Origin of the sequence: uncultured Halovibrio sp. (assembly GCF_913056445.1) — a bacterium.
Taxonomy (GTDB): Bacteria; Pseudomonadota; Gammaproteobacteria; order Pseudomonadales; family Oleiphilaceae; genus Halospina; species Halospina utahensis_B.
On sequence record NZ_CAJXMA010000004.1, the window covers coordinates 36,769 to 51,817 of the forward strand.

13 protein-coding genes are annotated in these 15,049 nt (G+C 63.1%); 6 read left to right on the top strand and 7 right to left on the bottom strand.

What is annotated here, in order from left to right:
- Window positions 1-18: 18 nt before the first annotated feature.
- From QZ501_RS02075 to QZ501_RS02090, 4 genes are read right to left on the bottom strand one after another with little or no spacing between them, the layout of a single operon-like run.
- Window positions 19-573 (bottom strand): pilus assembly protein PilP, encoded by a 555-nt coding sequence (locus QZ501_RS02075; protein ID WP_151440397.1) that lies wholly within the window; start codon window positions 571-573, stop codon window positions 19-21.
- Window positions 570-1,184 (bottom strand): type 4a pilus biogenesis protein PilO, encoded by a 615-nt coding sequence (locus tag QZ501_RS02080; RefSeq protein ID WP_151440398.1) that lies wholly within the window; start codon window positions 1,182-1,184, stop codon window positions 570-572. The genes QZ501_RS02075 and QZ501_RS02080 overlap by 4 nt, the downstream gene beginning before the upstream one ends.
- Window positions 1,181-1,756, bottom strand: coding sequence for a PilN domain-containing protein (locus QZ501_RS02085; RefSeq protein WP_151440399.1), 576 nt, complete (start codon window positions 1,754-1,756; stop codon window positions 1,181-1,183). The genes QZ501_RS02080 and QZ501_RS02085 overlap by 4 nt, the downstream gene beginning before the upstream one ends.
- The gene (locus tag QZ501_RS02090; protein ID WP_151440400.1) at window positions 1,756-2,820 is read right to left on the bottom strand and encodes a pilus assembly protein PilM; all 1,065 of its coding nucleotides are present in this window, start codon (window positions 2,818-2,820) and stop codon (window positions 1,756-1,758) included. The genes QZ501_RS02085 and QZ501_RS02090 overlap by 1 nt, the downstream gene beginning before the upstream one ends.
- A 151-nt stretch (window positions 2,821-2,971) precedes the next feature.
- Here QZ501_RS02090 and QZ501_RS02095 point away from each other — a divergent pair, with 151 nt between their 5' ends.
- Complete coding sequence (locus QZ501_RS02095; RefSeq protein ID WP_295716784.1) at window positions 2,972-5,464, top strand: penicillin-binding protein 1A; 2,493 nt, start codon at window positions 2,972-2,974, stop codon at window positions 5,462-5,464.
- A gap of 85 nt (window positions 5,465-5,549) precedes the next feature.
- On the opposite strand, the gene QZ501_RS02100 is transcribed toward QZ501_RS02095, so the two are convergent.
- Together QZ501_RS02100 and rpmE are read right to left on the bottom strand one after the other, a co-directional pair.
- Window positions 5,550-6,815 carry a malic enzyme-like NAD(P)-binding protein gene (locus QZ501_RS02100; RefSeq protein ID WP_151440402.1) on the bottom strand — a complete coding sequence of 422 codons (1,266 nt, stop codon included), beginning with the start codon at window positions 6,813-6,815 and terminating at the stop codon, window positions 5,550-5,552.
- A gap of 41 nt (window positions 6,816-6,856) precedes the next feature.
- Window positions 6,857-7,078, bottom strand: coding sequence for a 50S ribosomal protein L31 (gene rpmE, locus QZ501_RS02105; protein ID WP_077529212.1), 222 nt, complete (start codon window positions 7,076-7,078; stop codon window positions 6,857-6,859).
- Between the two features lie 158 nt (window positions 7,079-7,236).
- On the opposite strand from rpmE, the gene QZ501_RS02110 reads away from it, so the two are divergent.
- The 5 genes from QZ501_RS02110 to hslU all read left to right on the top strand — a co-directional run bounded on the left by QZ501_RS02110 (window position 7,237) and on the right by hslU (window position 13,773).
- Window positions 7,237-9,420, top strand: coding sequence for a primosomal protein N' (locus QZ501_RS02110; protein WP_295716788.1), 2,184 nt, complete (start codon window positions 7,237-7,239; stop codon window positions 9,418-9,420).
- A 108-nt stretch (window positions 9,421-9,528) separates the two neighbouring features.
- Window positions 9,529-11,283, top strand: a complete 1,755-nt coding sequence (gene argS, locus QZ501_RS02115; protein WP_151440404.1) for an arginine--tRNA ligase — start codon at window positions 9,529-9,531, stop codon at window positions 11,281-11,283.
- Window positions 11,284-11,294: 11 nt separating this feature from the next.
- The gene (locus QZ501_RS02120; protein ID WP_202405717.1) at window positions 11,295-11,816 is read left to right on the top strand and encodes an SPOR domain-containing protein; all 522 of its coding nucleotides are present in this window, start codon (window positions 11,295-11,297) and stop codon (window positions 11,814-11,816) included.
- Between the two features lie 83 nt (window positions 11,817-11,899).
- A complete protein-coding gene (gene hslV, locus QZ501_RS02125; protein ID WP_160899281.1) occupies window positions 11,900-12,430 on the top strand; it encodes an ATP-dependent protease subunit HslV in 531 nt (176 codons plus the stop codon).
- A gap of 11 nt (window positions 12,431-12,441) precedes the next feature.
- On the top strand, window positions 12,442-13,773 hold the full coding sequence (hslU, locus tag QZ501_RS02130; protein ID WP_151440406.1) for an ATP-dependent protease ATPase subunit HslU: 1,332 nt from the start codon (window positions 12,442-12,444) through the stop codon (window positions 13,771-13,773).
- 3 nt (window positions 13,774-13,776) lie between these two features.
- Here hslU and QZ501_RS02135 read toward each other — a convergent pair whose 3' ends face one another.
- Window positions 13,777-15,030, bottom strand: a complete 1,254-nt coding sequence (locus QZ501_RS02135; protein WP_151440407.1) for a patatin-like phospholipase family protein — start codon at window positions 15,028-15,030, stop codon at window positions 13,777-13,779.
- Between the last annotated feature and the right edge of the window lie 19 nt (window positions 15,031-15,049).

Below are 15,049 nucleotides of genomic sequence, written 5' to 3' on the forward strand. Positions count from 1 at the left end.
GCATGACAGCACCCCGGCTCACTCTTGTTCCAGCGACAGGGTCCGGGGCCGCTTGACCCAACCGCCGCTGCCGTCACCGACAATTTCCCGCAGCTGGATGCGCGTTTCGGTTACCCGCTGCACGCGTCCATGGTTCTGCCCCATATAGTCACCCACTGTGACCCTGTGTATGCCCCCTTCGGGATCCTGGACCAGGGCGTAGAGCCGCCCTTCCTCGGACCGCTGCAGGGAGCCCACCATTGCCAGATCACTCATTTCGAAGCGCTCCAGCGGCTCAGTCGGCCGATTCTCATTCGGCTTGATCTCGGATTCCGGCTCATCCTCTTCATCCTCCTGATCCGACAGCACCACTTCAGCCGGCGGCTCAAAAGGTGAGCGGCGATCGGAGGCTGCATAGGTGAACGCCTCGTAAGCCTTGAACTCCGGCAGGGGCTCTACTTTCCCCTGGGGTTCGTTACGGGCTTTTTTCATGAATTCGTCCAGGTCCTGATAGCCCTGATCCCGCGAGCAGGCCACGAGCACCAGACTCAGGCCCGCGATCACCAGGTATCGGGCGACTGCGGTTACTCTCATTGTTCGCCTCCTGCCCGGTACCGGTACGTCTTGGCCACCATCTGCATGCGCAGCTCGTCATTGCCGTCAGAGCGGCTGATCGAGAAGTCATGCAGGGTCACGATCCGCGGAAGTCCGGCGACGCTGCTCACGAATGTTGCCAGTTCGTGATAGGTACCCCGCACCCGGATGTTGATCGGCAGCTCCACATAGAAGTCCTGCTCAACCTCGTCCTGAAGGGCGAACTCCTGCAGATCCAGGCCACTGCCCAGTGCGGTGTTCGTGATGTCCTCCAGAAGCCCGGGCACTTCGGTATCGCTGGGAAGCTGACGCACCAGGGCGCCGAAGGTCTCCTCCATTTCCACCATCTGTTGGCGGTAGCGATCCAGGTTCGCCACGCGATAGGCCTTGCGCTCGTATTCCTGGCGCAGCTCCTGCTCCTGCTCTGCGGCGCGCTCCACCTCGGTGTACAGGTCCTTTACGAAGAACCAGTAGCCGCCGCCGAGAACGAGACCGAATACCAGGAGCAGGAACACAACCTTGACCGGCATCGGCCAGATGCCGGCATTGTTGAAGTCCAGCTCGCTGACATCAAAATTCTTTATGTTGTCGAACGTATCCTGCCAGTTCACTGTTCCTGCTCCGATTCCGCTTCGTCTTCATCCGGCACCACCTGCTGAACGCTCAGGTTGAACCGGCTGTAACCGGACCGCTGGTCATCCGCGGCGGAGACATTCGTCAGGTTGGGCTCGGCAAACCAGTCCGAACGCTCGAAGTTGCGCATCAGGCTCGATATCCGGCTGTTGGACTCGGCCATCCCGACGATGGAGACCTGATCGCCACTTTTCTCCAGCTGAGTGTAGAACAGACCGTCAGGAAGCGTCTGAACCATCTCATCGAAGGCACGCACGATCACAGGGCGCTGCCCCTGGAGATCCTGGATCACCTGCATACGCGACAGCAGCTCCTCGCGGCGTTCCTTGAGGTCCTCGATCTCGGCGATCTGCTCCTCAAGGTCCTTCATGGCATTCTCAATGTAGCTGTTACGGGATTCCTGATGATCGATCAGGCCCTGCACATGGCTCTGCCACAGGAATACCAGGCCAGCGCCGACAATCAGGGCACCGGCGAGCATGACCAGGAACTGGCGTTGTTTCTCGGCGCGGAGTTCTTCACGCCAGGGTCTGAGGTTGATACGGGCCATCAGTCAAAACTCCTCATCGCCAGGCCGCAGGCGATCATCAAGGAGGGGGCATCATTACTCAACCCCGCGGCATGCACCTTGGATCCCACCGCCATGTCGGCGAAGGGATTTGCCACCAGCGTAGCGGTTCCGGTCTTTTCTTCCACCTGCTCGGACAGCCCCGCTATGGATGCGGTGCCGCCCGCGAGCAGAACATAGTCAACGGTATTGTACTGGCTCGACCCGAAGAAGAACTGCAGGGCCCGGGCCACCTGCTGGACCACCGCTTCCTTGAAGGGTTCGAGCACTTCACTCTCGTAATCGTCCGGAAGCCCCCCCTGTTTCTTGGCCAGACCGGCCTCTTCCTGGCTGAGCCCGTAACGCCGCTGGATCTCCTCGGTCAGCTGCTTACCGCCAAAGAGCTGTTCCCGGGTGTAGATGGTCTCGCCATCCACCAGCACGCTCAGCGTCATCATCGTGGCACCGATGTCCACCAGCGCCACCACCTGCTCCTCGGCGTCACGCTCGAGCTGGGACTCGAGCATGCCGAAGGCGCGCTCGAGCGCATAGGCCTCAACGTCCACGACCTTCGTGCTCAGGCCACCGATCTGAAGGGCCTCCTCGCGCACATCGACGTTCTCCTTACGGCAGGCGGCCAGAAGCACATCGACCTGGTCCGGATTGACCTCGGACGGCCCCTGGACCTCGAAATCAATGGCCACCTCGTCCAGTGGATAGGGGATGTACTGATCCGCCTCGTTGGCGATCTCGTCCTCCATCTCGAAGTCGTTGAGTCCCGCCGGCATCTGGATGGTCTTGGTGATCACCGCGGATCCGGAAACGGCCACGGCCGCGTGCTTCAGGCCGGTGCGCGCTCTGCCCACCACCTTGCGGACCACATCGCCCACCGCTTCCACATCGTTGATGCTCTTCTCGACCACCGAATTCGGTGGCAGGGGCTCAACCGCGTAGCTCTCAACGCGGTATCGATCACCCTGTTTTGACAGTTCCAGCAGCTTGACGGAGCTTGAGCTGATATCGACCCCGAGCATGCTGTTCGCTTTCTTTCCAAGCAGTCCGAACACGTGCTCACCCCAGTATTCTGTATGGATCGCAACGGTTGCCTGTTTCAGGGATTCTGCTTTCGGGATATCCTTGCAGACCCCTTACGGCTTCCGGTGCCTCCTGAAGCAATTTATGAAATGATAGACGCATAGTCCAAAATTGTCAGAGAAAATGTCCCGCACACTCCGTTACATCCGTATCCTCAGTTGGCTTTTTCTTGCCGGTGGCGCCGGTGCCGCCATGGTACTGGCCGCCTTCTACCTGTACCTCCAGCCTGGCCTGCCGTCCGTGGACCAGCTGCGGGACGTGAACTTTCAGACGCCTCTGAAAGTGTATACACGTGACAGCAAACTGATAGCCGAATTCGGCGAAATGAGAAGAACGCCACGGGATCTGGAAGCTGTACCTGGGCACCAGATCCAGGCATTCCTGGCCGCCGAGGACAGCCGCTTCCACGAGCACCATGGTGTTGATCTGCGGGGACTTATCCGCGCCACCTGGGAGCTTGCCATAACCGGCTCCATCCAGTCCGGGGGCAGCACCATCACCATGCAGGTTGCAAAAAATTTCTTTCTGTCACGAGATCAAACGTTTCTCCGCAAGTTCAACGAGATCCTTCTGGCCCTGCAGATCGAACGCGAGCTTTCCAAGGACGAGATTCTTGAGCTCTACGTTAACAAGATCTACCTCGGCAACCGCTCCTACGGCATTGAGGCCGCAGCACAGGTCTACTATGGCAAACCCATCACCGACCTCAACCTCGCCCAGATGGCCATGATTGCAGGGCTGCCCAAGGCGCCGTCCACCGCGAACCCGCTGGCCGACCCGGAGCGGGCCCTTGAGCGGCGGGACTGGATCCTCTCGCGCATGGCCTCACTGGGCTACATCAGTGACGATGAATACCGCAAGGCAACCAGCAAAGGTGTCAGCGCACGCTACCATGGCCCTGAACTCGCACTGAACGCGCCCTATGTGGCCGAAATGGCCCGTCGGGAAGCCCTGCGCCAGTTTGGCCAACAGATCTACAGTGAAGGCTATGAGATCCACACCAGCGTGCACAGCGCAAGGCAGCAGGCCGCCACGCGCGCACTCCGCCAGGGCCTGGAAGCCTATGATCGCCGACACGGCTATCGCGGCCCGGTCGACCAGTGGGCGCCGGAAATGCTCAATGACCGTGACGCACTGAGCAAGCGCCTGGAGGACCTGCCCCGGGTAAACGATCTCGTCCCCGCCGCCATCGTGGGGTTGAACGACAACGCCGCCACTGCCGTGACAGCCCTGCATGACAGCGTCACCATCCCGATGCGCCACATGCGCTGGGCCCGGGAGTACATCAATGAGAACCGCACCGGGCCGGAACCGGAGTCACCCCAGGATGTGGTATCCGTTGGGGATGTCGTCTATGTGCGGATTCCCGTTCAGGATGTCCTGCGCCCCGAGAGTGAGCAGGATACGCTGACAGCCGAACTGATGCAGATTCCCGAAATCCAGGGCGCCATTGTCTCCATGTCACCTGATGACGGTCGTATTGAGGCGCTGAGCGGCGGCTACAGCTTCAGCATGAGCTCCTACAACCGGGCCACACAGGCCTACCGGCAGCCCGGCTCCGCCTTCAAGCCCCTGATCTTCCTTGCGGCCCTGGAGCACGGCGCGACAGCCGCCACCACCATCAACGACGCCCCCATCGTCTTTGATGACGAGGACCTGGAGACCGCCTGGCGCCCGCAGAACGCCGGCGGCCAGTTCCGGGGCCCGACTACCCTGCGCCAGGCGCTGTACCAGAGCCGCAACCTGGTCGCCATCCGACTGCTGCGCCAGACCGGTATCCAGCGCACACTGAACTACATCGACAGCCTGGGACTGGACACCAGCCGGCTCCCGAGTGACCTGTCGCTGGCCCTGGGAAGCGGGGCCATGACCCCCATGGAGATGACGCGCGCCTATGCCATGATCGCCAACGGCGGTTACGAGGTAACACCCTGGGTTGTTGAGCGCATCGTGGGTCCAGAGGGCAAAGTGCTCCGCGAAGCGCCGGAAACGCACCAGTGTAACGACTGCAGCAAGGACCCGGAGGTTCTGGATGCGACGCTCCCCGATCTCGACAGGAATAGCGGGAGCAACAGGGATACGGATCCGGTCCGCCCCGTCCACACCATGGAGCGGGTCGCCGATGAAGAGGCGATCTACATCCTCCAGTCCATGATGCGTGATGTGATCGAGAGAGGCACCGGGCGTGCTGCGCGCTCGCTCGGGCGAGAGGATCTGGCGGGCAAAACGGGGACAACCAACAACCAGCTCGACACCTGGTTTATGGGCTTCAACACGGGCATAGCAACCGGCACCTGGGTGGGCTTTGATCAGCCCCGCTCCCTGGGCCGGCGCGAGTTCGGCAGCGTGACAGCGCTGCCCATATGGAAAGACTATATGGAGGTCGCACTCCAGGGGATGCCCGAGAAGCTCATGGAACGCCCTGCCGGCATCGTCTCACGCCGCATTGACCCTGATACCGGCGAGAGCGCCAGCACGGACAACCCCGATGCCAGGTTCGAGATCTTCCGATCGCGCTATGCCCCGGAGCCGGTATCCCCCGGTGATTCGGGAAGCCGTGATGAGAACGGACGCGGGGAGAACGGAGAATCCACACCGGCACAGCAGCTGTTCTGAGGCAGCGGCGACAACTAACCACAAAAAAGCCCCGGCCATGACTGACCGGGGCTTTTTCATCCTTACCCTGAACAGGCGTCAGGGTTCAGATGATGTCTTCCATGGACTTGAGCGGGTAATGATCCGGATACTTCTTGCCGGCCACGCCGCTGTCCACCGCAGCCTTAGCCACTGCTGCCGGAACAAACTCCAGCAGACGCGGATCCATGGGCTTGGGAATGATGTACTCCCTGCCGAACTGGAATCCGCCCACACCATAAGCCTGGGCGATACTGGACGGAACGGATTCCTTGGCCAGCTCGCGGATGGCGTGGACTGCCGCGACCTTCATCTCCTCATTGATCTCACTGGCACGAACGTCCAGTGCGCCACGGAAGATGAATGGGAAACCCAGAACGTTGTTCACCTGGTTCGGGTAATCGGAACGACCTGTCGCCATGATGATGTCATCACGGGTCTCCAGCGCCAGCTCCGGCTTGATCTCCGGATCCGGGTTGGAACAGGCGAACACGATCGGGTTCGGCGCCATGGACTTGAGCATCTCAGGCGTCAGCAGGTCCGGTCCCGAGAGACCAACGAATACGTCGGCCCCTTCCAGGGCGTCCGCCGGTGTACGGCGATCAGTCTCAACCGCAAACATGGCTTTGTACTGATTGAGATCCTCACGGCCGGAGTGCACCACACCCTTGCTGTCGAGCAGCATGATGTTCTCGGGGCGGGCCCCACAGCTGATCAGGATCTTCATGCAGGCAACGGCCGCCGCGCCGGCGCCCATGCAGACAATGCGCGCCTCTTCCAGCGTCTTGCCCTGGAGCTCCAGCGCATTGAGCATGCCGGCGGCGGTCACAATGGCCGTACCGTGCTGGTCGTCGTGGAAGATCGGCACGTTACACTGGTCAATCAGCGCGCGCTCAATTTCGAAGCATTCCGGCGCCTTGATGTCCTCAAGGTTGATACCACCGAAAGTATCCGCAATACGCGCCACCGTTTCGATGAACGCCTGCGGGCTTTCGGAGTTCACCTCGATGTCGAACACATCAATGCCGGCGAACCGCTTGAACAGCACCCCTTTACCTTCCATAACCGGCTTGCTCGGCAGCGCGCCGAGGTTGCCCAAGCCAAGAATGGCACTGCCATCGGAGATGACGGCCACCAGGTTGCCTTTGGTGGTGTAGAGGTAGGCGTTCTCGTGATCCTTCGCAATCTCGCGCACCGGCTCCGCCACGCCCGGGCTGTACGCCAGGGACAGATCCCGCGAGGTCTGGGTCGGCTTGGTGATTTCCACGCTTATTTTGCCGGGGCGCGGCTTGGCGTGGTAATCGAGCGCTGCTTGCTTCATATCTTCAGACATTGCCAATCTTCCGTTTCTGGATGGAGAGAAGTCCTGTCGAGTCAGCTGTTGCCGCCACCGATCTTGCCGCGGAAACGACGGTTGAACTTGTCGATACGGCCACCAGTATCCATGACCTTCTGCTTGCCGGTATAGAAGGGGTGGCAGGCGGAGCAGACATCAACATGGATGTCCTTGCCCACAGTGGAACGGGTGTGAATGACGTTGCCGCAGCTGCACGTCGCCTTCATTTCCTTGTATTCAGGCTGGATATCGTGATTCATGGTTGACCTCTCTAGCAGGCAATGCCGCCACCCGGGCCATCCGCCGGGCACCGCATTTGAAACATTTGGGATTCCGGTGCAGACTCTCGGCCGGCACCTCGGCCACTGTGTAAGCGGCGCATCATAGCAGATTCAGCACCCAGCGCAAGGAGACCCCGTTGGCGACATTGGCACGCATCGCCCTCCCCCGTGCGGTCCGTCAGCTGTTCGACTACCGTATTCCCGAGGGCATGACGCTGACCCCTGGGCAGCGCGTGCGCGTGCCACTGGGAAAGCAGCGTACACTGGGCCTGGTCATGGAGCTGGATCCACCGGATCCACCGGACATGACGCTCAAACCGGTAGAGACACCCCTGGAAGACTGGCCGGTACTGCCGGATGACGCCCGCGAACTTCTGCTCTGGGCAGCCCGATACTACCAGCACCCGCCGGGAGAGTGCGTGTTTGCGGCACTTCCCCCGGCCCTCCGCCGGGGGGCGCCGGCCAGCCTGCCCAGACCCACCGTCTGGCTGGCCACTGATGCGGATATCTCGAACCTGCCAACACAGGCCCGGCGCCAGCGTGAACTGCTGGCATGGCTCAACCAGCACCCCGGCCAGCCGCTGACCTCCATCAAGGCGGCCGGCTTCACCCGGGAAGTACTGAAGAATCTCGAGAAACGGGGCCTCGCCACGGAACGCACTGCCAGCGAGGATGCCTGCACCTGGCCGGACGCCCCCTCCATCGAACTCAACAGGGATCAGGCCACGGTACTGGACAACCTGAACGCGCCCGGGGAGGGCTTTGCCAGCCACCTGGTCTTTGGTATCACCGGCAGTGGCAAGACCGAACTCTACATTGAGTTCATCAAGCAACGCATCGCCGCCGCGCGGGATCCGGACCGGGCCCAGGTGCTGGTGCTGGTGCCCGAGATCAGCCTGACTCCGCAGACACTCGCCCGGTTCGAGACCCATTTCGGCGCCCGTATCGCCGTCTGGCACTCGGCGCTCAACGCCACCGAGCGCCTGTCCACCTGGACACGGGTGCGGGAGGGCGAGCCGCTGATCCTGATCGGCACCCGCTCGGCCGTTCTTCTGCCCTATGCCAACCTGGTCACGATCGTGGTCGACGAGGAACACGACGGCTCCTACAAGCAGATGGAAGGCTTCCGCTACTCCGCCCGGGATCTGGCCATCTACCGGGCCTGGCAGAGCGGATGCCCGGTCATTCTGGGCTCGGCCACGCCCTCGCTGGAGTCCTGGCACAACGCGCGAAAGCAGCGCTATCATCTGCACCGCCTGGAACGCCGCGCCGGCAATGCCACCCTCCCCCGCACCGACCTGGTGGATGTACGCAGCCGCCCGCTCAGCGGTGGGCTCTCACCTCCGCTACTGGAAGCCATCGACCAGACCCTGGAAGCCGGCGACCAGGCGCTGCTGTTCATCAACCGCCGGGGATTCTCCCCCGTCGTGATGTGCTTCGAGTGCGGAGCTCCCATTGAATGCCCGCACTGCGATGCCCGGCTCACCTACCACCGCTACGACAACTGCCTGCGCTGTCATCACTGCGGGCACCAGCAGGCTGTGCCCCGAACCTGTCCGGAATGCGGCAAGGAAGGGTTGAACGCAGTCGGCCAGGGAACGGAGAAGACGGAATCCGTGCTTGCGGAACGCTTCCCGGAAACCCCCGTCATCCGTATCGATCGCGACAGCACCCGGCGTCGTGGACGGCTGGACGAACTCCTGGCGCCAGTCCGCAGGGGCGAGCCCTGCATTCTCGTGGGTACCCAGATGCTGGCCAAGGGCCATGACTTTCCCGGCGTGACCCTGGCGGGCATCCTGGATGCGGACGGCGGCCTGTTCAGCAGCGACTTCCGGGGCCCCGAACACCTTGCCCAGCTGGTCATCCAGGTCTCGGGGCGTGCCGGACGCGGTGAACGTGGCGGCCGGGTGCTCATCCAGACCTGCCAGTCGGGCCACCCGCTGCTTACCCAGCTCTGCACCGGGGACTACCCCAGCGTCGCGGACACCCTTCTTCAGGAACGGGAGGAAGCAGGCCTGCCGCCGGCCAGCTTCATGACCGCACTGCGGGCGGAAGCCCCGACCATGGCGGACAGCCTGGCCCTGCTGGACGATCTCGCCCGCCGTGCCGAAGCCAGCCCGGCGCCGGTTTCCGTGCTCGGCCCCTTCCCGGCGATCATCGCCCGCAAGGCCAACCGACACCGGGCCCAGATCCTGTTCCAGAGCCAGGACCGTCCGGCCCTGCACCGCCTGACCAACCAGCTCTGCCGCTACCTGGAACAGAACCGGCCCGCCGGCGGCGTGCGCTGGGCGGTGGACGTGGACCCGCAGAGCCTGGATTGAGTCTGGTTCCCGATTCCCCGATAATGGCGCATCGTCATCCGCGACCGGACGCCCCTGCTCGCGAGCCAGACACGGAAACCCCAAAAGCACACCAGGCCACTGTTCCCAATGAAAGACCGCATCGCCGAACTTCTCCAGAAAGCCGTTGAAACCCTGACCACCGAGGGGGTCATCCCAGCCGAAGCCGCACCCACTGTCGAGGTGGAGCCGGCGCGTGACCGCAACCATGGTGACTTCGCCAGCAACATCGCCCTCAAGGCGGCCAAGCCGGCGGGCATGAAACCAAGGGACCTGGCGGAGAGGATCGTCGCGGCACTGCCCGGGGACGATGCCATCCGGAAGGTGGAGATCGCCGGCCCCGGCTTCATCAACCTCTTCGTCAGCCACGCCAGCCAGTTCGACATTCTGCGCACCATCCGGGAACAGGGGCGTGAATACGGCCGTCAGGATCTGGGCCAGGGCAAGTCCGTGCAGGTCGAATTCGTTTCCGCCAACCCCACCGGCCCGCTGCACGTGGGCCATGGCCGCGGTGCCGCCTACGGGGCCAGTGTCTCGGATCTGCTCGAAGCCGTCGGCTACAGTGTCCACCGCGAGTACTACGTCAACGACGCTGGCCGCCAGATGAGCATCCTGGCGCTCAGTGTCTGGCTGCGCTATCTGGAACAGGGTGGTGAGTCCTTCACCTTCCCCGCCAACGGCTACCGCGGCGACTATGTCCTGCCCATTGCCCGCCAGCTGCGCGAGGATGCAGGTGACAGCCTCCAGCACCCTGCCGCCACCGTCTTCAGCGGCATCCCGGCGGACGAGCCCGAGGGCGGCGACAAGGAAGCCCACATTGATGGCCTGGTGCAGCGCGCCCGGGAACTCATCGGCGAAGAGGCCTTCGCCCGGGTCTTTGACCTCGCACTCAACGCCATCCTCACGGATATCAAGGAAGACCTGGCCGGTTTCGGCATCCATTTCGACGAATGGTTCTCCGAGCGCAGCCTGCGCCCGGACATCGAGGACGCGCTGCAGCGGCTCGAGCGCAACGGTCACCTGTACCAGGAAAACGGCGCCACCTGGTTCCGCGCCACCACTTTCGGTGACGATAAGGACCGCGTCGTGCGCCGCGATAATGGCGAAACCACCTACTTCGCCTCGGACATCGCCTACCACCTGAACAAGTTCGAGCGTGGCTTCGACAAGGTCATCAACGTCTGGGGGGCAGACCACCATGGCTACATGGCCCGGGTGCGCGGCGCCATCGAGGCCCTGGGCGTGGATCCCGGCAGGCTCGACATCCAGCTGGTGCAGTTCGCCATTCTCTACCGGGGCAGTGAGCGGCTTTCCATGTCCACCCGCAGCGGCTCCTTCGTCACCCTGCGCGAGCTGCGCGATGAGGTGGGCAAGGATGCAGCGCGTTTCTTCTACGTCACGCGCAAGGCCGAACAGCACATGGACTTTGACCTGGAGCTGGCCAAATCCGAGAGTAAGGATAACCCCGTCTACTATATCCAGTACGCTCATGCCCGGGTCTGCAGTGTGCTCGAAAAAATGCGTGCCCAGGGCCTGGACAGCAGCGTCAGCCTGGAACCGGCCATCCTGGAACACCTCGAACTCGAGGAAGAGAAGGATATCGCCGCCATGATGGCCCGTTACCCGGAGATTCTGGGAAAGGCGGCGGAAGCGCTGGAGCCCCACCAGCTCACCCATTACCTGAGGGACCTGGCCGGCCAGTTCCACAGCTACTACAACGCCCACAAGGTACTGGTGGACGATGACCCGCTCCGCCAGGCGCGGGTTGCCCTGTCGCTTGCGGTGCAGCAGGTCCTGGCCAACGGCCTCGAACTGCTTGGTGTCAACGCGCCGGAATCCATGTAAGGGACGCGATCATGGCCAAGAAGAAGGACTCAACCTCCCTGCGCTGGCTGATCCCGGTGGCGCTGCTTTCCGGGTTCGTGGGATTCCTTGTCTATCTGGACTCGCTGGAACCCGACGGCGGTGACAGGCAGCCGGAGACATCCACCGCTCCGGAAAAGCCGCCCGAACAGGAAAGCAGCGGCGAAACCCCCGACTTCCAGTTCTATGAAATGCTGCCGGAGTCCGAGGTCGCCACGCCGGATATCGAGGCCTACCGTCCGGACGAGTCCGAAAGCGACCGGAACCTGGAGTACATATTGCAGGCTGGGTCCTTCCAGAGCCGGGAAGACGCCGAACGCCAGCGCGCCCAGGTCGGCTTCCAGGGCCTCAGGGCCCGTATCGCCGAAGTCAGCGTGAATGATGGCGGCGTCTGGTTCCGCGTCATGGTCGGGCCCTTCGACTCCCGCAGCCGCATGAACCAGGCCGTGGACCGCCTTGTCGAGATCAACATCCAGCCGATGGTGCGCCGGCGCGAGGCCGAAGGCGAGGGCTGACGCCCTGCCGGCACACCTTGAAATACAGTTCCCAAGCCCCCACTTCCGGATAAACCCCAAACCCGGCAACCACGGGAGTACGCATGACAACCATTCTTTCAGTACGCCGTGACGGCGAGGTCGCCATGGGCGGCGACGGCCAGGTTTCCCTCGGCGACACCGTCATGAAAGGCAACGCCCGCAAAGTACGGCGGCTGTACAACGACCGTGTGCTCGCCGGCTTCGCCGGCGGCACGGCCGACGCCTTCACCCTGTTCGAGCGTTTCGAGGCGCAGCTGGAGAAATACCAGGGCAACCTCACGCGCGCCGCCGTGGAACTGGCCAAGGACTGGCGCACGGACCGGGCCCTGAGGCGGCTCGAGGCCATGCTGGCGGTGGCGGACGCGGAAACCTCGCTGATCATCACCGGTAACGGCGACGTGGTCGAGCCCGAGGAAAGCCTGATCGCCATGGGCTCCGGCGGCCCCTACGCCCAGGCAGCCGCCAGGGCCATGCTCGAGAACACCCAGCTGACGGCGCGCGAGATTACCGAGAAAGGCCTCGATATCGCCGCCGATATCTGCGTCTATACCAACCATAACCGCGCGCTGGAAGTCATCGAACCCAGCGACTGACAGGAGTATTCATGGCAGGCATGACCCCCCGGGAGATTGTTGACGAACTCAACCGCCACATCGTCGGCCAGGACGAGGCCAAGCGCTCCGTCGCCATTGCCCTGCGCAACCGCTGGCGGCGCATGCAGGCAGAGACCGACATCCAGGACGAGATCACCCCCAAGAACATCCTCATGATCGGCCCCACGGGCGTGGGTAAGACCGAGATCGCGCGCCGGCTCGCCAAGCTGGCGGAAGCGCCCTTCATCAAGGTGGAGGCCACCAAGTTCACCGAGGTGGGCTACGTGGGGCGCGACGTTGAATCCATCATCCGCGACCTGACCGAGAACGCCGTCTCGCTGCTGCGCGAGAAGGAAATGGCCCGGGTCCAGGACCGCGCCCTGGACGCCGCCGAGGACCGCATCCTCGACGCCCTGCTGCGGCCACCGCGCGATCAGGAAGAGGACGAGAAAGCGGATAACAGCTCCGCCACCCGTCAGATGTTCCGCAAGAAACTGCGCGAGGGCGAGCTGGACGACAAGGAGATCGACATTGAGGTCAGCGCCAACAGCGGCGGCGTGGAAATCATGACCCCGCCGGGCATGGAAGAGATGACCAGCCAGCTCCAGTCGCTGTTCTCCAGCATGGGCAACGACAAGAGCAAGACCCGGCGCATGCGCGTGGCGGACGCCTTCGAGCAGGTGCGCGAGGAAGAAGCCGCGCGGCTGGTCAACGAGGAGGAAATCAAGCAGCGCGCCATCCAGGTGGTCGAACAGAATGGCATCGTCTTCCTGGATGAGCTGGACAAGGTCGCCAAGAAGAGCGATTCACAGGGCTCCTCGGACGTCTCCCGCGAGGGCGTGCAGCGCGACCTGCTGCCGCTGATCGAGGGCAGCACCGTCAGCACCAAGTACGGCATGGTGCACACGGATCACATCCTGTTCATCGCCTCCGGCGCTTTCCACCTGACCAAGCCCTCGGACCTGATCCCCGAGCTCCAGGGCCGTCTCCCCATCCGCGTGGAGCTCAAGGCCCTGACTCCGGGCGACTTCAAACGGATCCTGACCGAGCCACGGGCATCACTGGTGGCCCAGTATGAAGCGCTGATGAGCGCGGAAGGCGTCAACCTGACCTTCACGGACGAGGCCATCGACCGCATTGCGGAGATTGCCTGGAAGGTCAACGAGAGCACCGAGAACATCGGTGCCCGCCGTCTGCACACGGTCATGGAAAAGCTTCTGGACGACATCTCATTCGATGCCGGTGACCAGATCAGCGAGGCCTTCGAGGTCACGGCGGATTACGTGGAGCAGCAGCTCGGCGAGCTGGCCGAGGACGAGGACCTCAGCCGCTACATCCTGTGAGCCTCAGAGCATCTGTCGGGCGCTGTTGATCAGCCCAGACACCTGCTCCACGCCGGAGCCGAAGCGGCTCCGGCGCTTGCCTTCCTGAGCCACAAACACCGGCAGCATTTCCCCGTAGAGACTGGTGCTGATGGTGCGCTGCTCATCCGCCAGGATATCCCGATTGAGGGTAATACCATGGGGCGCCAGCTGGCTCTCCAGCTCATCGGCACGGCGCAGCAGGTCGCGCCGGGTCATCTGATAGGCGTGCTCACAGACCATACGCCGGGACTGGAAGCTGAACACGTTCGAGAAGAACAGCTTGGCGTCATCACGCTCCGGCTGGAACAGGACAATGTCCGAGTCCGGGTACTGGTCCGCATACTGCGCAATGCCCGCCTCCATGCGCGAATACACCATGGTCCGGAAGGTCTGCCCCAGGATGTTGGGCATACCGGAATCCGTAAGTGCGCCCGCGTTCATGGTGCCCGCACGCACCGCGGCACTGGCGTCGATGGGCACCAGCGGGTTGATGGCGAGCACGAGATCGGCCCCATCCTCCAGGGCGACCGAAGCATGCAGCCCCTTGCGCAGGGTACCGTCAACGTAGAAGCGGCCGTCGATCTCCACCGGCATATAGATCCCCGGCGAGGCAATGCTGGCCTGCACAGCCCGGGAGATGGGCACATGATCAAACCCGGGGGCTCCCAGTCGCACCGCCTCACTGCTCTCCAGGTCGGCCGCAATGATGTAGAGCCTGTGGCGCAGCTGCCGGAAATCGTTGGTCCGCCCCAGCATGCTGAAGGCACGGCGCAGGTACTCATGCAGCCCGGTGTTGTCGAACAGCCCCGCCGGCGCCACCTGGGCCAGCACCGTGAGCGCATCCAGCAGGCTCTGGTCGTAGGGGTTACTGGCGAAACGCCCGAACGCCTCGCGCAGCAGCCCCGGAACCGCCAGCGCCCGACGCACGTACTCGCGGAACGCCGGCCGGTAGAACACCTCCGGGTGGAAGGGGTGCACATCGGCCTCGTTCTTCACAAAGATCCGGCACAGCTGTGCCGTGGTCATCTGGTTGGCGAGATTGGCTGCAACGAAAGAGCCGGCACTGACACCGACGTAGACATAGAGGTCATTGAAGTCGACGCCATCCAGCGCCTCATCCAGGGCCCGCAGCGCGCCGATTTCATAGATTCCGCCCAGTGGGCCGCCGCCCCCGAGTGCCAGCCCGATCCGGGGCCGCTCCGGGCGCTCGGCAGACCTGCGTGACAGTGTTTCCATGGATTACCCCTTGATCTGA